Annotated in this window: 17 protein-coding genes; 8 read left to right on the top strand and 9 right to left on the bottom strand. The window is 63.3% G+C overall.

The window, feature by feature from the left end; all coding sequences use genetic code 11:
• Positions 1-106: 106 nt before the first annotated feature.
• Entirely contained in the window at positions 107-1,042 is a 936-nt protein-coding gene (locus ABIB73_RS14920) for a DMT family transporter (protein WP_354225362.1), read from the top strand.
• A 57-nt stretch (positions 1,043-1,099) separates the two neighbouring features.
• The gene (locus ABIB73_RS14915; RefSeq protein WP_354225101.1) at positions 1,100-2,179 is read left to right on the top strand and encodes a zinc-binding dehydrogenase; all 1,080 of its coding nucleotides are present in this window, start codon (positions 1,100-1,102) and stop codon (positions 2,177-2,179) included.
• Here the strand turns inward: ABIB73_RS14915 and ABIB73_RS14910 are convergent.
• The 3 genes from ABIB73_RS14910 to ABIB73_RS14900 all read right to left on the bottom strand — a co-directional run bounded on the left by ABIB73_RS14910 (position 2,157) and on the right by ABIB73_RS14900 (position 5,127).
• Positions 2,157-3,584 carry a TAXI family TRAP transporter solute-binding subunit gene (locus ABIB73_RS14910; RefSeq protein ID WP_354225100.1) on the bottom strand — a complete coding sequence of 476 codons (1,428 nt, stop codon included), beginning with the start codon at positions 3,582-3,584 and terminating at the stop codon, positions 2,157-2,159. The two genes, ABIB73_RS14915 and ABIB73_RS14910, sit on opposite strands and share 23 nt — an antisense overlap.
• A 51-nt stretch (positions 3,585-3,635) precedes the next feature.
• The gene (gene ppk2, locus ABIB73_RS14905; protein ID WP_354225099.1) at positions 3,636-4,556 is read right to left on the bottom strand and encodes a polyphosphate kinase 2; all 921 of its coding nucleotides are present in this window, start codon (positions 4,554-4,556) and stop codon (positions 3,636-3,638) included.
• A 109-nt stretch (positions 4,557-4,665) separates the two neighbouring features.
• Complete coding sequence (locus tag ABIB73_RS14900) at positions 4,666-5,127, bottom strand: Lrp/AsnC family transcriptional regulator (protein ID WP_148737445.1); 462 nt, start codon at positions 5,125-5,127, stop codon at positions 4,666-4,668.
• A 133-nt stretch (positions 5,128-5,260) separates the two neighbouring features.
• Here ABIB73_RS14900 and ABIB73_RS14895 point away from each other — a divergent pair, with 133 nt between their 5' ends.
• Both ABIB73_RS14895 and ABIB73_RS14890 read left to right on the top strand, forming a co-directional pair.
• Positions 5,261-7,624 carry a thiamine pyrophosphate-binding protein gene (locus ABIB73_RS14895; RefSeq protein WP_354225098.1) on the top strand — a complete coding sequence of 788 codons (2,364 nt, stop codon included), beginning with the start codon at positions 5,261-5,263 and terminating at the stop codon, positions 7,622-7,624.
• A gap of 290 nt (positions 7,625-7,914) precedes the next feature.
• Positions 7,915-9,345, top strand: a complete 1,431-nt coding sequence (locus tag ABIB73_RS14890) for an aldehyde dehydrogenase family protein (RefSeq protein WP_354225097.1) — start codon at positions 7,915-7,917, stop codon at positions 9,343-9,345.
• Positions 9,346-9,511: 166 nt separating this feature from the next.
• Here the strand turns inward: ABIB73_RS14890 and ABIB73_RS14885 are convergent, their stop codons facing one another.
• Positions 9,512-10,480, bottom strand: a complete 969-nt coding sequence (locus ABIB73_RS14885) for an SMP-30/gluconolactonase/LRE family protein (protein ID WP_354225096.1) — start codon at positions 10,478-10,480, stop codon at positions 9,512-9,514.
• A 91-nt stretch (positions 10,481-10,571) separates the two neighbouring features.
• Between ABIB73_RS14885 and ABIB73_RS14880 the strand changes: the two genes are divergently transcribed.
• The gene (locus ABIB73_RS14880) at positions 10,572-11,396 is read left to right on the top strand and encodes an NAD-dependent epimerase/dehydratase family protein (RefSeq protein ID WP_354225095.1); all 825 of its coding nucleotides are present in this window, start codon (positions 10,572-10,574) and stop codon (positions 11,394-11,396) included.
• 140 nt (positions 11,397-11,536) lie between these two features.
• Here ABIB73_RS14880 and ABIB73_RS14875 read toward each other — a convergent pair whose 3' ends face one another.
• The gene (locus ABIB73_RS14875) at positions 11,537-12,817 is read right to left on the bottom strand and encodes an MFS transporter (RefSeq protein WP_354225094.1); all 1,281 of its coding nucleotides are present in this window, start codon (positions 12,815-12,817) and stop codon (positions 11,537-11,539) included.
• A 200-nt stretch (positions 12,818-13,017) separates the two neighbouring features.
• Between ABIB73_RS14875 and ABIB73_RS14870 the strand changes: the two genes are divergently transcribed.
• The 3 genes from ABIB73_RS14870 to ABIB73_RS14860 are packed head-to-tail and all read left to right on the top strand — an operon-like array spanning position 13,018 to position 15,427.
• On the top strand, positions 13,018-14,079 hold the full coding sequence (locus ABIB73_RS14870) for a LacI family DNA-binding transcriptional regulator (protein WP_354225093.1): 1,062 nt from the start codon (positions 13,018-13,020) through the stop codon (positions 14,077-14,079).
• The gene (locus tag ABIB73_RS14865; protein WP_354225092.1) at positions 14,076-15,029 is read left to right on the top strand and encodes an alpha/beta hydrolase; all 954 of its coding nucleotides are present in this window, start codon (positions 14,076-14,078) and stop codon (positions 15,027-15,029) included. The genes ABIB73_RS14870 and ABIB73_RS14865 overlap by 4 nt, the downstream gene beginning before the upstream one ends.
• 26 nt (positions 15,030-15,055) lie before the next feature.
• On the top strand, positions 15,056-15,427 hold the full coding sequence (locus ABIB73_RS14860) for a nuclear transport factor 2 family protein (protein ID WP_354225091.1): 372 nt from the start codon (positions 15,056-15,058) through the stop codon (positions 15,425-15,427).
• A 323-nt stretch (positions 15,428-15,750) separates the two neighbouring features.
• Here ABIB73_RS14860 and ABIB73_RS14855 read toward each other — a convergent pair whose 3' ends face one another.
• The 4 genes from ABIB73_RS14855 to ABIB73_RS14840 all read right to left on the bottom strand — a co-directional run bounded on the left by ABIB73_RS14855 (position 15,751) and on the right by ABIB73_RS14840 (position 19,564).
• Positions 15,751-17,022 (bottom strand): MFS transporter, encoded by a 1,272-nt coding sequence (locus tag ABIB73_RS14855; protein WP_354225090.1) that lies wholly within the window; start codon positions 17,020-17,022, stop codon positions 15,751-15,753.
• Between the two features lie 160 nt (positions 17,023-17,182).
• The gene (locus tag ABIB73_RS14850) at positions 17,183-18,043 is read right to left on the bottom strand and encodes a DMT family transporter (protein WP_354225089.1); all 861 of its coding nucleotides are present in this window, start codon (positions 18,041-18,043) and stop codon (positions 17,183-17,185) included.
• Positions 18,044-18,131: 88 nt separating this feature from the next.
• Positions 18,132-18,668 (bottom strand): TetR/AcrR family transcriptional regulator, encoded by a 537-nt coding sequence (locus tag ABIB73_RS14845; protein ID WP_354225088.1) that lies wholly within the window; start codon positions 18,666-18,668, stop codon positions 18,132-18,134.
• Between the two features lie 188 nt (positions 18,669-18,856).
• Positions 18,857-19,564, bottom strand: a complete 708-nt coding sequence (locus tag ABIB73_RS14840; RefSeq protein WP_354225087.1) for a GntR family transcriptional regulator — start codon at positions 19,562-19,564, stop codon at positions 18,857-18,859.
• Positions 19,565-19,658: the final 94 nt, after the last annotated feature.

Raw genomic sequence — 19,658 nt, 5'->3', positions numbered from 1 at the left:
AACGGCGCATTTGTCGTTTTTTACGACCGTCCCCGAATCGTATTTTTCCCAGGTTCCAGCCGTGACACCGCCGCCCGCCGTAGCCGCAAGGCTCGACAGTATTCCCATGCCTGTGAAGAAGCAGGAGGCTCGCCGCGCGCCTGCGCGCGTCGATCATCCCTTCAAGGGCATCGCGCTGGTGCTGCTGTCGACGGTGTTTCTTGGCTGCTCCGACGTCACCTCGAAATATCTGTCGTCGAGCCTGCCGTCGATCGAGATCACCTGGATTCGCTTCGTCACGTTCGCGCTGATGTTCCTGCCAGTGATGCTGCCGGGCTCGCCGCTCCATGCAATGCGGACCGAGCGATTGGGCCTGCAGATCATGCGCGGTACGGCGCTGCTCGGCTCCTCGCTCTTCTTCATCACCGGTGTGCGCTACCTCCCCATTGCTGAAGCTTCCGCCACCGGCTTCGTCTCGCCGCTGTTCGTCACCGCGTTGTCGATCGTTTTCCTGAGCGAGAAGGTCGGCATGCGCCGCTGGATCGCGACCGCGATCGGCCTGATCGGTGTGATGATCATCGTTCGCCCGGGCTCGAGTGCGTTCCACATCGCCGCGTTCTTCCCGATCGTCTCGGCGTTCTGCTGGGCCGCCGCGCTGATCATGACGCGCATGATGAGCGGGCGTGAGGCCGTCCTCACGACGATGGCCTATTCCGCGATTACGGGCGTTGCGATCATGACCGTGATGGTGCCATTTGCCTGGGTGACGCCGAGCTGGACCGCGATCGGGCTCGGCATCGTGATCGGTGTTGCTTCCACCGTCGGCCAGTGGATCGTCGTGCTCGCCTATCGCTATGGCGATGCCTCGGTGCTGGCGCCGTTCTCCTACACGCAACTGCTCTGGGTCAGCATCTTGGGCTTCTTCCTGTTCGGCGAGCTGCCGGACGTCTGGACTGTCACCGGCGCGGCCTTCATCGTCGCCAGCGGCCTCTACATCGCCCATCGCGAGCGCATCCGCCGCGCCCAGCTTTTGGTGCTGGAAGAGCGCTCCCCGAACCCCTGACGCAAGTTCGCGCGTCCCGCTTCGTGCTATCACGGCTCCCAACAAGGGAGGAGCCGGATGCGCGCTGCGATTTTCAGGAACGGTGAGATTGTCGTCGACCGGATGGCTGAGCCGAAGCCCGGCCCCGGCCAGGTGCTGGTCAAGACGCTCGCTTGCGGCATCTGCGGCTCCGATCTGCATGCGCGCCAGCACGCTCACCGCATGGTGGAAATGTCGCGGAAGGTCGGGCGCAAGCCGATGGACCTCACCCGCGATGTCGTATTCGGTCATGAGTTCTGCTGTGAGATCGTCGATTACGGCCCGGGCACCGCGCGCAAGCTTAAGCCAGGCACGCGTGTCTGCTCGCTGCCAGCGTTGCTGACGCCACAGGGCATCGAGGGCATCGGCTATTCCAACGACAATATCGGCGGCTATGCCGAAGCGATGCTGCTCAGCGAGCCGCTGCTGCTCGAAGTGCCCAATGGCCTCGCGCCGGAACATACCGCGCTGACCGAGCCGCTCGCGGTCGGCGTCCACGCCGTGGCGAAGGCCAATATTCGTGGCGGCGAGGTGCCGCTCGTGATCGGCTGCGGGCCCGTCGGGCTCGCGGTCATCGCCGCGCTGAAGATCAAGGGCCTGCACCCGATCGTCGCCGCGGATTATTCGCCGGCGCGCCGCGCGCTCGCGGCCAAGCTCGGCGCCGATATTGTCGTCGATCCCAGGGTGTCGCAGCCCTATGCGGCCTGGGCCGAGCACGCGCAGATGTCGGAGGCAGAGAAGGCGGCGCGGCCGCCGTTGCAGTCCATGTTGCCGGCACTGAAGCCCGCGATCATCTTCGAGTGCGTCGGCGTGCCCGGCCTGTTGCAGCAGGTGTTCGAGGGCGCCCCGCGCGATGCCAAGGTCGTCGTGGTCGGCGTCTGCATGGAGACCGACAAGAGCGAGCCCATGCTCGGCATCATGAAGGAGCTCAATGTCCAATACGTGCTCGGCTACACGCCGGACGAATTTGCGGCGTCGCTGCGCCTGATCGCGGAAGGCCAGGTGGACGCCGCTGCCATGGTGACCGCCGAGATCGGCATTGACGGTGTCGCAAAAGCTTTCGCCGACCTCGCCAATCCCGAGGCGCACACCAAGATCATCGTGCAGCCGTGGAGATAGCGACCGGTTGAAGGGCCGCACCGCCCGACTTCACAGGCGCCCCAGTGTCATCCGTTCGGGCGATCACGGCCCGGCGGTCGACGATCGCCTGGTGGAATTGCGCCAGCACGAGGCCGAAGGCGGCGAGGTCGCCGTCCTCGATGGCGCCGTCCTCGTGACAGGCGAGTGTCTCGCGCAAAATGTCGTCGGCCGCGCTCTGCATCGAAGCGAGATCGTCCAGCGACGTCGCCTCGCGCACGCTGGAAATCGCGGTGAGCAGGCGATCGCGGTGCAGTGCGTTCAGGCTGCGCTCTTCCCGTCGCAGATAGTGCCGCAGCCATGCGGCCACCGAGCCGAGGCCGGAGAGCAGCAGCACCACACCCCAGATGTAGTCGCTGTACTTGTCCATGAAGCTGCGCTCGTTGCCGTCGATATAGGCGGCCGCGCCCGGATGGGCCGGCAGCGCAGCATCCTTGTCGGTGTCGGGTTTCTGGATGTGGCTGGCGCCGGGTAAATCCTTCGCAAGCGATGGCCGGACCGCGAACAGTTCGCGCGTGAAGGCCGCGACCGTGTCGTCGGAGAGCGAGCTGGGTGCCACGATCAGATGATTGACGGCGATGGTCTCGATCTTGTCGTCGGGACGTTGTGGCGTGGCGGCAAAGGCTCCGGCCGGGATTTCCTCGGACTCGTAGAGCGGGTGCCGCTCGGCGATGGCCTCGGAGACGTCGACAGACAGGAATTTAGGCTCGCCGCGCAGCCGCGCAGTGGCGGCAATCGTCTCCGCGATGACCTTGTCGTCGATTGCGCCGACCATCATGAAGGCGTCGAGCGTGCTGTCCTGGGTCATCTCGGCGATGCGGTCGGTGCCGAACTGGGTGGTTGTCACCTTCTGCGGATTGACGCCGGACTCTGCGAGGATGACGCGCAACAGGTTGAGATTGGCATCGCCGAGGCCGACGATTCCGATGCGATGTCCGTTGAGCGCAGCGATCTCCGTGACCTTCGACCTGGGCGCACCCTTGCGCCCCGACGGCGCCCACAGCACCACAAAATTCCGGCGCAGGATCGCCACCGAATTGGTGTCGGGCGGCATGGCGAGATCGCCGCGCACCACCGCAAGATCCGCCTTGCCGGCGCCGAGCAGATTGAGGCTTTGCAGCGTGCCGTCGGCCTCGACCGGCACGAGCCGCACCGCGCCGCCCTTGGCGTCGAACGCCTTCGCGATGGCAAGCACCAGCGTCTGGTCGTCGCTACCGGCGGGCCCGACGGCGATGCGCAGCGTCGCCGGCTGCCAGAGCCAATAGGCGAGGGCGAGCGCGACCGTCAGGATCGAGAGGAGCCTTGCCAGCGCGAGCCACGGGCCGAAGCGATAGCGGCGGCGAGACGAGGCGTCCCTCTTCACGCTGAGATCGCTCGGCACGGGCATCTCGCTTTCCTCATCGGCAAGCCTGCCCGCCGAAAAACGCGGCGGGCGCCGTCAGAATTTCGCAGGTACGTACATCTCCGGCGGAATCGGGCCGCGGTGATAGTCTGGATTGCGGACGCGCGGCGGCAGCAGCACCGGCGCGCGGCCGACCTCCTGGTAGGGGATCTGGCTCAGCAGATGCGCGATGCAGTTGAGCCGGGCGCGCTTCTTGTCCACGGCATCGACGATCCACCACGGCGAGTCCGGCAGATGGGTGTGCTCCAGCATCGTCTCCTTGGCCTTGGTGTATTGCTCCCAGCGGCTGCGCGCCTCGACATCCATCGGGCTCAGCTTCCACTGCTTCAGCGGATCCCGGATGCGCATGGTGAAGCGGAACTGCTGCGTGTCGTCGGTGATCGAGAACCAGTACTTGACCAAAATGATGCCGGAGCGGATCAGCATCCGCTCGAATTCCGGCACTGTCTTGAAGAATTCCTGGTACTGCTCGTCGGTGCAGAAGCCCATCACGCGCTCGACGCCGGCGCGGTTGTACCAGCTGCGGTCGAACAGTACCATTTCGCCGCCGGCCGGCAGATGCGCCACGTAACGCTGAAAGTACCATTGCGTGCGCTCGCGCTCGCTCGGCGCCGGCAGCGCGGCGACGCGGCAGATGCGGGGATTGAGGCGCTGGGTGATGCGCTTGATGACGCCGCCCTTGCCGGCGGAGTCGCGGCCCTCGAACAGCACGACGACCTTCTTCTTTTCGCTCTGCACCCAGTCCTGGAGCTTGACCAACTCGCCCTGGAGCCGCAGCAATTCCCGGAAATAGAGCCGGCGATCGATCGTGGGGTTGAGAACGTCAGTCTCGTCCAGGAGCTCGTCGAGGCGGCTGTCGTCGAGCTCCATCTCCAGCTCCTCGTCGAGGTCGTCGGCCATCTCCTGGATGATGCGTTCACGCTTTGCGGCTTGGGAGGTGCGGTCGGCTGCGGTCATGGGTCCTTCTCGCGGGCTGGATGCCTGTCGCCCACGACCATCGGCGGGGTTTATTGCGTCCATGTGACACCGGCGGCCGGGCGGGTTCCGAAATGGCCTGGCGGCGCCGTCACACCGGCAGTGCGATCGAATATTTGACCTGGCTCAGCGCAAAGCTCGACTCGATCGAGGCGATGCCGTCGAGCCGGGTCAGCTTGGTCTTCAGGAAGGTCTCGTAGGAGGCGAGGTCGGCCGCCACCACGCGCAGTAGATAGTCGCGGTTGCCGGTCATCAGATAGCACTCCAGCACCTCGTCCCATTTGGAGATCGCCCGCGCAAAGCGGTTGAGATCCTCCTCCTTCTGCCGCGCCAGCTTGATCGAGATGAACACGCTGACGTGCAGCCCCAGCGCCTTCTGGTCGACGGTCGCGATGTAGCGCGAGATGACGCCGCGCTCCTCCAAGAGCTTGACCCGGCGATGGCAGGGCGACACCGAGAGGCCGACCTTGTCGGCGAGCTCCTGCATGGTCAGCCGGCTGTCGTTCTGAAGCAAAGCGAGGATTTTTCGGTCGATGGCGTCGAGCTCGGGCATTGGGATGAAACCTGTATTTACGGGGCGTTCGCTGGTAAAATATCCCAATATCGGAGGGTATGGCGCGAAAAGTTGAGAAGTCTGGCGCGATCCGCAGGGGTATGATTGGGGCCTTATTTCCCGGAGCATCGCCATGCCCGTTGAGTCCGCTCGTCTCGAAACCCTGTCCGCGCTGGCCCGCAAGGCGCTGTGGCTGTCGTCCTGGACCATCCACCACGCCAACCATATCCGCTCCAATGCGGACGGCCTGAAGGTCGGCGGCCATCAGGCCTCCTCGGCTTCGCTCGCGACCATCATGTCGGCGCTCTATTTCTCTGTGCTGCGGCCCGAGGATCGCGTCGCGGTGAAACCGCATGCGAGCCCGGTGTTCCACGCCATCCAGTATCTGTTCGGCCGGCAGAGCCGCGAGAAGCTGGAGAACTTTCGCGGGTTCAAGGGCGCGCAGTCCTATCCCTCGCGCACCAAGGATGTCGACGACGTCGACTTCTCGACCGGCTCGGTGGGCTTGGGCGTCGCGCAGACGCTGTTCGCCTCGCTGGTGCAGGACTATGTCAAGGCGCATGGCTGGATGAAGGATCGCCGCGAAGGGCGGATGATCGCGCTGGTCGGCGACGCCGAGATGGACGAGGGCAACATCTTCGAGGCGCTCGCGGAGGGCTGGAAGCACGGCCTGCGCAACACCTGGTGGGTGGTCGACTATAACCGCCAGTCGCTCGACGCCGTCGTGCGCGAAGGTCTCTGGGAAAAGTTCGAGACCATGTTCCGCAATTTCGGCTGGGACGTGGTGATCGTGAAATACGGCCGGCTGATGCGCGAAGCCTTCGCCGAGTCCGGCGGCGAGGCGCTGAAGCGCTGGATCGACAATTGCCCGAACGCGCTCTATGCGGCGCTGTGCTTCCAGGGCGGCGCGGCCTTCCGCAAACATCTGCACGACGAGATCGGCGACCAGGGCCCGATCACAAAACTGATTGACCGCCGCAGCGATGACGAGCTGCTGGCGCTGATGTCGAATCTCGGTGGTCACGACATGGCGAGCATGCTCGAGGCATTCGAATCCATCGACCACGATCGTCCGGTCTGCTTCATCGCCTACACCATCAAGGGTGTCGGCCTGCCGTTCCAGGGCCACAAGGACAACCACGCCGGTCTGATGACGGTCGCGCAGATGGAGAAATATCGCGAGAGCCAGAACATCAGGCCCGGGCATGAGTGGGACAAGTATGAAGGCCTCGCCCAGGAGGCAGCCGAGCTCGACGCCTTCCTCGCGCGCGTGCCGTTCAACCAGGATGGCCGCCGGTTGACCGCGCCGGTCGTCGAGGTGCCGACGCAGCTGGCGTTCAAGCCGTCGCCGCAGATGTCGACCCAGCAGGGTTTTGGCCTCGTGCTGAACGAGATTGCGCGCAGCGACTGCGAACTGGCCAAGCGCATCGTGACGACGTCGCCCGACGTCACCGTCTCGACCAATCTCGGCCCCTGGGTGAACCGGCGCGGCCTGTTCGCGCGCGGCGAGAAGGCGGACTTATTCCGCAGCGAGAAAATTCCCTCCACATTCAACTGGGACTTCTCGCCCAAGGGCCAGCATCTCGAGCTCGGCATTGCCGAGATGAACCTGTTCATCATGCTCTCGGCGCTCGGCCTGTCGCACCAGATCAACGGCGAACGGCTGCTGCCGGTCGGCACGCTCTACGATCCCTTCATCGAACGCGGCCTCGATGCGCTGAACTATGCCTGCTACCAGGATGCACGCTTCATGGTGGCGGCGACGCCGTCGGGCATCACGCTCGCGCCCGAAGGCGGCGCGCACCAGTCGATCGCGACGCCGCTGATAGGCATGGCGCAGGACGGTCTCGCCTCGTTCGAACCAGCCTTTGTCGACGAACTCGCCGTGATCATGGGCTGGGGCTTTAATCACATGCAGCGCGATCTGGGCGAGGGCGGTTCCGTCTATCTGCGGCTCTCGACGCGCAGCATCGAGCAGGCGCAGCGGATCGTGACGCCGGAGCTCGAGAAGGGCATCACCGACGGCGCCTATTGGCTACGCAAGCCCGGGCCCAATGCCGAACTCGTGATCGCCTATACCGGCGCGGTCGCGCCCGAAGCGATCGAGGCCACCGGCTTCATCGGCGAGAGCCGCCGCGACATCGGCCTGCTCGCGATCACTTCGGCGGACCGCCTGCATGCGGGCTGGACCGCCGCGCGGAAATTGCGGCGGGATCGCCGCGGCGTGCAGCACCTCAGCCACATCGAGAAGCTGCTGGCGCCATTGCCGCGCGACTGCGGGATCGTGACCGTGATCGACGGCCACCCGGCCGCGCTCGGTTGGCTCGGCAGCGTCCGCGGCCACCGCGTCGAGGCGCTTGGTGTCGAGCAGTTCGGCCAGACCGGCACGATCGCCGACCTCTATCGCCACTACGGCATTGACGCGAATGCGATCATCGATGCGGCCGAAAGCCTCACCACCGGCGCGCCGGTGCTCCATCGCAAGATGGCGGTGTGAAGCTCCTCGTCGCCCCGGCGAAGGCCGGGGCCCATACGCCGTGTCGGTTGTTGTAGACGCCAAGCGGTAGACGCCTGAGCAAACCAACTGCACCCTGTGGCTATGGGTCCCGACCTTCGCCGGGACGACATCGTGAATGGGGAGCCGCCTTGCCACGTTCCCGCCATCGGCTCATATACACCCCGTCTGCCGCAACGCTGGCCCCGCATATGGCGGGTTCAATTGCCGGCGCTTTCGTGCAAGGATGCCTGCCGAAACGCCCGCTCCAAGCCCCCAAGAAGAGGTTAACGATGGTCAATCGCATGCAATTCTACATCGACGGCGCCTGGGTCGATCCCGCCGTCAAGAAGTCCACCGCCGTGGTCAATCCGGCGACGGAAGAGGCGATGTACGAGGTTGCGCTGGGCTCCAAGGCCGACGTGGACAAGGCCGTCGCCGCAGCCAAGCGCGCCTTTGCGACCTTCTCGCAGACCAGCCGCGACGAGCGCGTCGCGCTACTCACCAAGGTCATCGAGATCTACAAGGGCCGCCTCAAGGAGATCGGTGCCGCCGTTTCCGACGAGATGGGCGCGCCGCTGCCGATGGCGGAGAAGCTCCAGGCCGGCGCCGGCCTCGGCCATCTCATGACCACGCTCGACGTGCTCAAGAACTATCACTTCGAGGAACCGGTCGGCACCGCCATGGTGCTGCGCGAGCCGGTCGGTGTGGTCGGCATGATCACGCCCTGGAACTGGCCGCTCAACCAGATCGCCTGCAAGGTTGCGCCCGCGCTCGCCGCCGGCTGCACCATGATCCTGAAGCCGTCGGAGTTCACGCCGACCTCGGCGCTGATCTTCGCGGAAATCCTCCATGAAGCCGGCGTGCCGAAGGGCGTGTTCAACCTCGTCAACGGCCTCGGCCCCGAGGTCGGCGCTGCCATGAGCGAGCATCCCGACATCGACATGATCTCGTTCACCGGCTCGACCCGCGCCGGCATTGACGTTGCCAAGCGCGCCGCGCCGACCGTGAAGCGCGTCAGCCAGGAGCTTGGCGGCAAGTCGCCGAACGTCATCCTCGAAGGCGCCGACCTGCAGAAGGCGGTGACCGGCGGCGTGATGCACATGTTCAACAACTCCGGCCAGTCCTGCAACGCGCCTTCGCGCATGATCGTGCCGTTGTCGAAGATGAAGGAAGTCGCCGCGATCGCGAAGGCTGTCGCCGACAAGACCAAGGCGGGCGATCCGCGCGCCGAGGGCACCACCATCGGCCCGGTCGTCAACCGCGGCCAGTGGGACAAGATCCAGGGCCTCATCAAGAAGGGCATCGACGAGGGCGCAACGCTCGTCGCCGGCGGCCCGGGCCTGCCCGAGGGCGTCAACAAGGGCTTCTATGTCCGTCCGACCATCTTCGCCGACGTCACCCCTGACATGACGATCGCCCGCGAAGAGATCTTCGGACCGGTGCTGACCATCATTGGCTCCAAGGACGAAGCCGACGCTGTGCACATCGCCAACGACACGCCCTATGGGCTTGCCGGTTACGTCACGGCCGACACGGTCGAGAACGCCAAGCGCGTCGGCCGCCAGATCCGCGCCGGCAACGTCAACCTCCAGGGCGTGCCCAACGACCGCAGCGCGCCGTTCGGCGGCTACAAGCAGTCGGGCAACGGCCGCGAGTGGGGCAAGTACGGCCTCGAGGACTTCCTCGAGGTGAAGGCCGTCGCCGGCTTCAACGCGGCGTAAGCTTTATCGCTTGATCAAACATGACGCCGGAGCGGGAAACCGCTCCGGCGTTTTTCGTTCCGTCATTGCGAGCGAAGCGAAGCAATCCAGAATCGCTCCGCGGAGACAGCCTGGATTGCTTCGTCGCAAGAGCTCCTCGCAAATGACGAGGAGAGAGTTGTAGACACTATCCCCCCAGCGCGCCCTGGGTGTTCACATACAACGCGTAGATCGACTGGCTCGCCGCCATAAACAGGCGGTTGCGCTTGACGCCGCCGAAGCAGAGATTGGCGCAGCGCTCGGGCAGCGCGATGCGGCCGATCATGACGCCGTCGGGCGCGAACACCACGACGCCGTCGAGCTCGGGATCGCCCATGCCCCAGCCGCACCAGAGATTGCCATCGATGTCGCAGCGCATGCCGTCCGGCGTGCCCGGGCCTGCATCGATGAAGATACGCTTGTTGGCGATCGTGGCGCCGTCCGCCGAGACGTCATAGGCGAGGATCTTGCGGTTCGGCTGCCCACGCGATTCCACGACGTAGAGGATTTTCTCGTCCGGCGAGAAGCACAGCCCGTTGGGGCCGAGAACGCCCTCGGCGACGATGGTCGCCTTGCCGGTTGCGGGATCGAGCCGGTAGACGTTCGGGTCGATCTCGGGCTCGGCCTTGTAGCCCTCGTAATTGCCGAGCAGGCCGAAGGTAGGATCGGTGAACCAGATCGAGCCGTCGGACTTCACCACGACGTCGTTCGGCGAGTTCAGCCGCTTGCCGCCGAATGAATCCATCAGCACTGTGATCTCGCCGTCATATTCGGTGCGGGTCACGCGACGGCCGCCATGCTCGCAGGTGACCAGCCGGCCCTGGCGGTCGCGGGTGTTGCCATTGGCGAAATTGGAGGGCTTTCGGAAAATCGAGACCACGCCGGTCTCTTCCTCCCATTTGATGATGCGCTGGTTCGGGATGTCGCTGCACAGGAGATACCGCCCGTCGCCGAACCAGACCGGACCCTCGGCCCAGCGCAGGCCGGTCGCGAGCCGCTCCACGGCCGAAAGTTTCAACCAGTATTTTTCGAAGCGGGGATCGAGTGCCTTTATCGCCGGATCAGGGTAATAAGTCGCCGGCCGCCAGGCTTGGTATTGGGACGATGCATCGTTCATGTGCAATTCTCGTTGTTGCGTTCCCTCTGTCCAAATCTGCTATCATTTGAGACCTTTGACCGCAAATCGGTCGCCAATTACGAGGGAAGAAATGCCGCGTATCTTGATGACGGGAGCTTCGGGCGGGATCGGAACGCGCCTGCGCCAACTGCTGCCGCCGATCTATCCGGACCTCCTGCTCTCTGACATCCGCGCGCCCGCCGATCTCGGCCCCGGCGAGAACTTCAAGGCGGCGGACCTGTCCGACATGGCGCAGGTCGAGGCGATCTGCGAGGGCGTCGACGGCATCATCCATTTCGGCGGCTATTCGGTCGAGGGCCCCTGGGACGACATCCTCCAGGCCAACATCATCGGCGGTTACAATCTGTTCGAGGCCGCGTACAGGAAGGGCGTCAAGCGCGTGGTGTTCGCCTCGTCCAACCATACGGTCGGCTTCTATCCGCGCCACCGCAAGATCGGTACCGACGTCACGGTGCGCCCCGACGGGCGCTATGGCGTCAGCAAGGTATTCGGTGAAGCGGTCGGTTCGCTCTATGCCGACAAGCACGGGCTGAAGGTCACCTGCATCCGGATCGGTAATTGCGACGAGAAGCCGCTGGATCATCGCCGGATCGCGATGTGGCTGAGGCCGGAGGACCTGGTGCAGCTCTGCCAGATCGGGCTCGAGCATCCCGACATTCATTTCGAGATCTTCTACGGCGTATCCCTGAACGAGCGCGCCTGGTGGGACAACCACCGCGCCTACGAGTTCGGCTATCGCCCGACTGGCCGCTCCGAGGATCATGTGCAGCACGCGATGGCGGAGCAGGCCAAGCTGAAGCCGGATCCGATCGGCGACCACTTTCAGGGCGGTTCGTTCGCGAGCACCGAGTTCGACGGCGATGCGAGCCGCATCATCGACTGGACCAAGCGCTAAGACGCGCACTGGAATCGTTGCGAGCAGCCAAGTGTCTGCTTGGCTGCTCAAAATGCGAAATACCTGCTATCCGGCGCTTGTCGGCCAAGGGCCCAGAAGCGGGCATTCGATGTTTCAGCTCTAAGGAAAGCCGGGACGGATCAGTGTGTAATAGCGGCTGCCCCGTCGAGCTTAGCATCTCCAGGCGGCGCGACGCGATAGCGCCCCATCGACAGCAACAGAGCGGCAGGGACGATCTGTATTGCTACCAGCATCAGGAGCGGCGTGTCAGCGCCACCGAAGCTCGCACTGAGCTGCGCGAACGCCACCGGCCCAACGGCCGCGCCGAGGAAGAAGGCAAACAGGAACCAGCCAAAAATGCGCGAAACCGCAATGGTGCCGAAATAGCGGCTGGCGAGATAGGGCATAAGGTCCGTGTCACCGCCGATAGCGAGACCGTTCAGGATGGTTGCGATTACAATCAACGCTGGCATTGCGGTGAGCGAATAAGTGGCGGCGCAGATTGCGGTCAGCGCCAGGGCGATCATGCCCACAATCGGCGCGTGGATGCGGTCGAGCAGATAGCCGAAGCCAATGCGGCCGAACAGCACCGCGATGCCCGACACCGCCTGGATCATGGCGACGTCGCCGATGCTCATGCCGGCCTTCTTGGTGAGAATGTAAACGATGTTGGGTGCGACGGCATAGAAAGTCATACCCATGACGGCGAAGCTGATCGCGAGTTTCCAGAACATCGCCGTGCGCACGATTGCGCTCACCGGCATGCCGTCATTGGCCGCTTGTGTTGGAACCATTCGGACCGGCTCACGGTCGCCGTCTGGCAGGAGACCGTAAGGTTTCGGACTATCCTTGATCAGGAAACCAACCAGCGGCAGGCAGACGGCGAGTTCAAAGGCAGCAAAGACGATGAGACTGAACGACCAGCCATAGGTGTCGATCAGTCGATGCGCGAGCACCGGTATCAGAAACGAGCCGACGGCTTGCGCGCTCGCAGCAAGACCGAGCGCGAAGCCACGCTTGCGATTGAACCACAGGGCAATGGCTCGGGCATATGACACCACGTTGGTGCCGGCGCTGATGAAGCCCATGAAGGCGAAGGCAAGATAGAGCTGTGTCAGCGAAGCACCGACCTGGCTAAGCAATACCAGCGACACCGCGAATAGCGCGATGCTGAGCATGGCGAAGCGGCGTGAGCCCCAGCGATCAAGCGGTGCGCCGCACAGCGGATAGGCCAGCATCTGCATGAACAGATAGATTGACGCCGCCTTTGCGACGTCAGGCTGGGTCCAGCCGAATCGCCTGGCCATAGCGCCCGCTAGCAGGGCAAATCCCGCAGCGAAGAACGGTACCGATCCGAAGGCGATTCCGACGCCGGACCCGATCACCACGCTCCAACCGGGGAAGTAGCTGCGCTCGCTCATGGCCATGCCTCAATTCGAGTGTTGATGAAATCAATTTCACAATTCACGCCTGCGTGGCCGATTTAGTCAAGGGCGATACGAGATCGAATTTTCGGCAGATCGCACCAATATTCCTCAGTTTTAGCTTATTTTCCTTCAAAGCTTGACAGTTTGACGCCTCCTCACTATCCCTGAGTGAACTGAAATTGATATCATTTGCGATGCCCAGCAGCGCTGCCAGCAAGACGTCAGGACACGGCCGCCTCGCGGAAGTCGCCCGCCTCGCGGCGGTGTCGCCGGCGACGGTGTCGCGCGCCTTCAATGCGCCGAACCTGTTGAGCGCTGAGACGCTGAAGCGCGTCACCGACGCTGCCAACCGGCTCAACTACATCCCTGATGGACTCGCGCGCTCGCTGCGCAAGAACCGCAGCATGGTGATAGGTGCGGTGATGCCCGCGTTGCGCCACGCTTATTTCGCCAGCACTGTGGAGGGCCTGCAGTCCGAGATCGCGAAGCACGGCTATACGCTGCTGCTCGCGGTGTCCGACTTCAGTGAGGCCGCCGAACTTACCGCGGTGCGCTCGATGATCCGCCAGGGCGTCGACGGCTTCGTTCTGGTCGGCATGCAGCACGAGCCGTCGCTGCTGCCGCTGCTGCGCGATCTCAAGAAGCCGTTCGTCATCACCTGGTCCTACGACCAGATTGTCGCCTCGGTCGGGTTCGATCATCGCAAGGCAATCCAGCCGGCGATCAATCATCTGCTCGATCTCAGTCACCGCGACATCGTCGCGACCATGGCCTTCCTCAACGTCAGCGATCGCGAACGCGAACGATTGGCCGGCATCCAGGAGGCCTTCGCCAATCGTGGCCTGCCGTTCTCCGACGATCGCGTGATCTATGCCGGCGGCAGCGGCTTGCAGGACGGCCGCAACGCGTTCCGCACCGCTCAGGCACGCTTTCCCAAGGCAACTGCTGTGATCTGCGCCAATGATCTTCTCGCCGCCGGTACCATGATGGAATGCGCGGCGCGTGGCCTCTCTGTCCCCGGAGATATGTCCGTGGTCGGCTATGGCGACCTCGACATCGCCGCCGCCATGAATCCCGCTATCACCACGATACGTACGCCTGCTGACGAGATGGGTCGTCTTGCCGCCCAATGCCTGATGGGCAAACTCTCCGGACGCGTCGGGCTCGAACACATCGAACTCGCCACCGAACTGATCGTGCGCGGCAGCACCGGCCCCGCAAATTCATCTGAATCGACACAAAGGATATCACGATGACGACTCCGTCCCGCCGGCACGCTTCGCAACCCTTCGTCGACAAGATCTACGAGGTGGACGTCACCGGGGATGTGATTTACGGCTTCGGCGGCGTCGATTACACTGCGGAGCAGGGACCGTCGCGCTATCGAGCGCTGAAGCTCGACGTCTATGAGCCCCGGGACGGTCAGACCGCGCCGCGCCCGGCGCTGATCCTGGCTTTCGGCGGCGCGTTTCATCGCGGTTCCAAGGGCGCCGAGGTCTTCGAGGGCGAGAATCCGAGCACGGCGATGGCGGAATATTGCCGCGAATTCGCGCGGCGCGGCTACGTCTGCTTCTCCATCGACTATCGACTGATGCAGGAAGCGCCCGATCCCGGAGTCACGCCCTTCCTGCTGCCGAATCAGCCGCAGAACCGCGATCGCATCGATTTCGTGCGCAACATTCTAGGCCTTCCGCCGAGCACGCCGGAGATGATGAACGACACGCTGGAGGCCGCGACCGACGACATGACCATGGCGGTCAATTTCGTGCGCAGCCAATCGGGCCGCTTCGGCGTCGACGTTGCGCGGATCGCTGTTGGCGGTTTTTCCGCAGGCGCCGCAATCGCTCTTAATTCGGCTTTCGCCGAACACGCTCCCGCAGCAGCCGTCATCGCGCTGTCGGGTCGCATCGCGGGCGCCACCATGCAGGCGCATTTGAAGCCGTACTCACGGCTCCCCGCGGCACTGGTCTCCTATGGCGACAACGATCTTCCAGTTATTCTTGGCGGCATCGACGAGATGCGCGCGCATTTCGACAAGGTCGGCGTCGACAACTTGTTCGTCCGCGTTCCCGACGCCAATCACTTCTATCTGCGCAGCGCGGTGGCCGCCGGCGCCAATGGCCATGCGGCGGCGCTGGAAGACCTGATTGCCGACTTCCTCTACGACCAGCTTGCACTGGCGACGCTGACGCGCGCTGCAGCCTGACCTATTTGAGCTTTCTGGTTACGTCCATGGCTATGATGACCGAACAAATCCTGCAAGCCTTCGCCGATGCATGGAATAGGCACGACATCGACGCGCTGATGTCCTTCATGACCGAGGATTGCGTATTCGAGGCCAATGCGGGTCCGGATGTGGTCGGTACCTCGTTTCACGGCTACAAAGATGTTCGCCATGGCTTTCAGCGCGCTTGGCAGATTTATCCCGACGCTCGCTGGACCGGCGCCCGTCATTTCGTCAGCGGCGACCGCGGCGCTTCCGAGTGGATTTTCTCTGGCACTGCGAAGAGTGGTGCCCGCATTGAAGTCGCCGGATGCGACCTGTTTAGATTTCGCGGCGACAAGATTGTCGTGAAGAATTCATTCCGGAAGCAGAGGGGCTAACCGTTAGCAATGCTCAGCGCGATGTCCGTTCGAGTTCATTGTCCGATATGACGATGTGGATGAGGCGGCTTCACTTTTTACGGAGGGCAGCAACACGAGGCGCGTCCGTGCTAGGATGAACCAAGAGCATCGGAGACGGCCATGATGTGGTGGCTTTTTGTCGTCGTTTCGATTGGATCGATACCGCTTGCGGGGGCCATGGCGCGCGAGCGCAACAGGTCGTTCAACAGATGGCTTTGGATGGCTGCAGCTGTCGGTCCCGTGGCGCCATTGGCACTGCTGATCCTTGGTGATGCGACCATCCAGGCGTCGGAACCGACGCCTTAAACAACGCGTTTGCCAGCCTGGGCCGCGATCGGCCTCTGCACAAAATACATCACGATCAGGGAAATCACCGCCGTTGTAACAACGACGTATCCCAGCCGGTCGAAATGCCGGAGCGAACCGTCGGCATCTTGTGCGATCAGCGCGGCGGCGAGCACGGAGCCGAGGCCGCCGGAGAATTGTTGCAGGGAGGCGCCGACCGCGCTGAAGGAGCCGCGCTGCGCCGGCTCCGGGATTGCGGAAATCAACGCTTGCGACGGGATCATGCGTGAAAAGATGCCGACGAACATCAGGACGTTGACCAGGATCGCGACCGTCAGGCTCACCTGACCGAGATGCGTGTAGATCAGCACCATGACGATGGACATGGCGCTGCCGAAGGCAAAGGTGGGGAATTTGCCGAAGGCATCGCTCGCGCGTCCTACCAGCGGCCCGATGAAAATGCTGAACAGGCCGGAGACGAGATAGATCGTCGGCAGATGCACGATATCGATGCCGAGGTTGTGCACGGTGTAGGCGCTGCCGAACGGCATCAGCATGTAGCCGCCGGTCGCCAGCAGCGTCGTCACCGAAAATGCCATCCAATAGCGCGGCTGTGCGACCGTTGCGATCAGATGCTGGAACGGATTTCTATCCTGCTTCAGCAACAGATGGCCGTTCACCGGTTTCATCAGGAACTGCACGGCGGCCATACCGATGACCGACAGGCCGACCAATGCGCCGAACGCGACGTGCCAGCTCCAATGGTTGGAGAGAAGGAGACCAGCCGGGATGCCAAGCACCTGGCTTGCAGCGAAGGCGGTCTGCACGAAGCCCATGACGCGGCCGCGCAATTGCAGCGTAAAGAGGTCGGCAACGATGGCGAGCACAACGGAGCCGATCACACCGCCGAACAAGCCGGTCACAATTCGCCCGAGCAGCAGCACATGATAGTTGGGGGCGATCGCGCAAAGCGCCGTTCCAAGGGTAAAGCCGACATAAAAAAACAAGAGCAGCCACTTGCGATCGAACCGATCGGCAAAGCCGGCCGCCAGGATGCCGGAAATTCCCGCGCTGAATGCGTAGGCCGAGACGGCCACCCCGAACTGTGCAGCCGAGATATCGAGCGCCGGCATGATGATGGCGCCGAGCGGCGACATGATCATGAAATCGATGATGATCGTGAACTGGACCAGCGCCAGCAGCGCAACGAGGATGGCCTGGTAGCGCGAAAAGCCGCGCGATAGCTGTTGCCGCTGGTCGATCGGCTCCGTCAGGGTTTGTTCGGTCATGTCATTTCATTCGGGCGGGAGAAAGGTGGGGACGTGCGGTGTACCGCCGGACGCCGGTCCCTATTTACTCCGGCTCTGCTTTATTTCGATGGCTTGACAAAGATTTTTGATGCCTGTTTCGCCGCGGCACCACGAAGTCGCCACGACGCGACTTCCAGGTTCAGATTGGTCGAACGCTCGGTCTTAACTGTGTCATGGCGACGCCGGAGATCGCGAGCAGCCCACCAACGATCAACTTTGGGGTCATGCGGTCGCCAAGGAACAACACGCTCGAAACCAAGGCGAACACCGGAAGCAGCAGACCGAAGGGTGCGACGCGGCCCATGGAGCAACGCCCGATCAGCCAGAACCAAAGGCCAAACCCGACAATTCCTCCGATGAAGATTGTGTAGGCGAGGGCCAGCCAGCCACGTTCATCCGCCGTGACAAGGCTCGCCAGCTGTCCGTGTTCAAGCAGCAACGACATCAACATGACCTGCGGCACCGTGAGCAGCGACGACCACCCCATCAACATCAGGGGTTCAAAAGGGCCGTAGCGCTTCGTCAAGACGTTGGACACCGCGAATGCGAAGGCTGCCCCGACCACAAGCAGTAGCGGAAGCGCGTGTGCCGACAGGCCAGGCCCCGCTGCCAACACGACCACGCCGACGAATGCAAGCACCACGCCGGCGGACGTGGTGAGCGAGGGCCTCTCCGCGAGCAGCGGCCAGGCTAACAGGACGGTGAAGGGCGGCGCGAGTTGATATGCGACGGCCGACATGCTTCCCGAGCCGAGCCCAAGGCCAACATAGAAGAGCCCGAAGTTCAGTCCACCAAGGAAAAGCGAAATAGCTGCGATAGGGCCGAACTGTTGACGCGTGGGCTTTTTGACGAACGGAACGAGCAGCAGCGCGATGGCCATGAACCGCAGTGCGAGGAAGAAGAGAGGCGGAAACTCCGCAACTCCCACCTTGATGGCCACGAACTGATAACCCCAGAGCAAGGGAACGGCCACCGCGCAGACGATCTGGATGGCAGACATGGCATCTTTCCTTTCAAGACCATTCGGTCTAGATATAGGCGCGCTAACAGCGGAGGCGTCCAAGAGTTGTTTTCCTAATTTGGGTTGTCTACCTGACGAAGCGGCCGAGAAGAGCGTCAGCGGTGGCTTGCGATGTGATCCCTGTCGGTGCCGTTTTGGCGACCACTCGTAACCCCCAAAGGAAACAGACGAGAATTCGGGCGGCGCTTGAAGGCTCAACACCATCGGCCAACTTGCCCGCCGCCTTCGCACGGGAAAGCGCATCAGCCACCCTAGCCTCCATGACTTTGAAAAAGCTGGCGATGCGACGATCAACTTCAGCATCACGGCCAGCCAGTTCCATGGCAGTGGCCACCAGCAGGCATCCGCGCCGACCATTAGCACCACTCGTGCGGTCAACGTAGCCGGCAAGGTAGGCCCGCAGGCCGTCGACCGCCTCTCTGCGGGGGGCGAGTTCGATATCCATCCGTGTCAGGGCATCAGCAACGTAGCGATCAAGCGCACGCAAGAAGAGCGAATGCTTGTCACCGAAAGCGGCGTAAAGGCTGCCACGCGAGAGCTTCGTCGCACGGAGAAGGTCCGGTAGCGCCGTGGCGTGATAGCCGCGCGACCAGAACACGCCCATCGCGCGTTCGACAGCGGCTTCCGTATCGAAACCTCGGGGACGGCCACGGGGCAACTGCACTGGGGTTTGGTTGCGCATTGCTTATATATAGACCGATTGGTCTTTAAATTGCAAGCAGCCGCCTTGGTCAAAAGGCGAAATGCCGGAGTTGCCTGCGTAAGCCTGCCTCACCACTCGAAGCGGACGTCTCACATTTGTGAGTGCGCGCCCTGGCGTTCAGCTTCTTCGCCCGCGATCCGCGCCAGATAATCCGACTTGCTGAACTGCATGTGGTCGACGCAGAGCTGCGCCAGCGCCCAGCTGTCGCGGCCCTTCAATAGCTCGATCATCAGCTCGTGCTGGCGCCGCGACTGCGCCAGCCCTTCGCGGTCGGCGAGGTTCTTGGCGCGCATCGGCAGTGTCAGGTTCATATAATCCTGGAGCGAGCGCACCAGATAGGGATTGCCGCAGGCCGCAAACAGCGCGACGTGGAAGGCGTCGTTGGCCTCGTGGATGCCGCGGAGATCCCGCAAATCTGCCTTCGCGCAATACTGCAACTGCAATGCCGTCAATTCGTCGATCAGGTCTTGTGGTGCGGGCAGGGGAATCATCAGCGCGGCCTGCCGGGTCAGCATCTCCCGGACCTCGTAGATCTGCCGGACCTCCTCGGCCGAGTAGAACCGCACGGTGGCGCCGACATTCTTCTCGCGGCGGACGATGCCTCGGCGCTCGGCATCCACCAGCGCCTGCCGCACGAAGTGCCGCGAGGTGCCGTAGCGCGACATCAGCGCGTCCTCGGTCAGGCGTGCGCCCGGCGCGAGGCGGCCGAAAATGATGTCCTCCTCCAGTCGCGCGACGACGTCGTCGGGATCGTCGCGCCGGATCGTCATAGCGTCTGCGGTGTGAGTGTCGGGCATCCCCTCAGCCTCCGGCTTGGGGCCGGTGCCTCCTGTGGAGCAGGGGTGGCTCGGATTGTCAATAATTTGTGTCCGCGGGCGAGGCCGCGGGTTG

It is taken from the genome of Bradyrhizobium sp. F1.4.3, assembly GCF_040548375.1.
Lineage (GTDB): Bacteria > Pseudomonadota > Alphaproteobacteria > Rhizobiales > Xanthobacteraceae > Bradyrhizobium.
The sequence above is the reverse complement of the archived record's forward strand: the minus strand, read 5'-3'. Positions and strand labels throughout refer to the sequence as shown.

Coding starts and splice junctions, on each gene's coding strand:
- ABIB73_RS14920 (WP_354225362.1), top strand. CDS start 107: ATGCCTGTGAAGAAGCAGGAGGCTCGCCGCGCGCCTGCGCGCGTCGAT.
- ABIB73_RS14915 (WP_354225101.1), top strand. CDS start 1,100: ATGCGCGCTGCGATTTTCAGGAACGGTGAGATTGTCGTCGACCGGATG.
- ABIB73_RS14910 (WP_354225100.1), bottom strand. CDS start 3,584: ATGCCCGTGCCGAGCGATCTCAGCGTGAAGAGGGACGCCTCGTCTCGC.
- ppk2 (WP_354225099.1), bottom strand. CDS start 4,556: ATGACCGCAGCCGACCGCACCTCCCAAGCCGCAAAGCGTGAACGCATC.
- ABIB73_RS14900 (WP_148737445.1), bottom strand. CDS start 5,127: ATGCCCGAGCTCGACGCCATCGACCGAAAAATCCTCGCTTTGCTTCAG.
- ABIB73_RS14895 (WP_354225098.1), top strand. CDS start 5,261: ATGCCCGTTGAGTCCGCTCGTCTCGAAACCCTGTCCGCGCTGGCCCGC.
- ABIB73_RS14890 (WP_354225097.1), top strand. CDS start 7,915: ATGGTCAATCGCATGCAATTCTACATCGACGGCGCCTGGGTCGATCCC.
- ABIB73_RS14885 (WP_354225096.1), bottom strand. CDS start 10,480: ATGAACGATGCATCGTCCCAATACCAAGCCTGGCGGCCGGCGACTTAT.
- ABIB73_RS14880 (WP_354225095.1), top strand. CDS start 10,572: ATGCCGCGTATCTTGATGACGGGAGCTTCGGGCGGGATCGGAACGCGC.
- ABIB73_RS14875 (WP_354225094.1), bottom strand. CDS start 12,817: ATGAGCGAGCGCAGCTACTTCCCCGGTTGGAGCGTGGTGATCGGGTCC.
- ABIB73_RS14870 (WP_354225093.1), top strand. CDS start 13,018: ATGCCCAGCAGCGCTGCCAGCAAGACGTCAGGACACGGCCGCCTCGCG.
- ABIB73_RS14865 (WP_354225092.1), top strand. CDS start 14,076: ATGACGACTCCGTCCCGCCGGCACGCTTCGCAACCCTTCGTCGACAAG.
- ABIB73_RS14860 (WP_354225091.1), top strand. CDS start 15,056: ATGGCTATGATGACCGAACAAATCCTGCAAGCCTTCGCCGATGCATGG.
- ABIB73_RS14855 (WP_354225090.1), bottom strand. CDS start 17,022: ATGACCGAACAAACCCTGACGGAGCCGATCGACCAGCGGCAACAGCTA.
- ABIB73_RS14850 (WP_354225089.1), bottom strand. CDS start 18,043: ATGTCTGCCATCCAGATCGTCTGCGCGGTGGCCGTTCCCTTGCTCTGG.
- ABIB73_RS14845 (WP_354225088.1), bottom strand. CDS start 18,668: ATGGGCGTGTTCTGGTCGCGCGGCTATCACGCCACGGCGCTACCGGAC.
- ABIB73_RS14840 (WP_354225087.1), bottom strand. CDS start 19,564: ATGCCCGACACTCACACCGCAGACGCTATGACGATCCGGCGCGACGAT.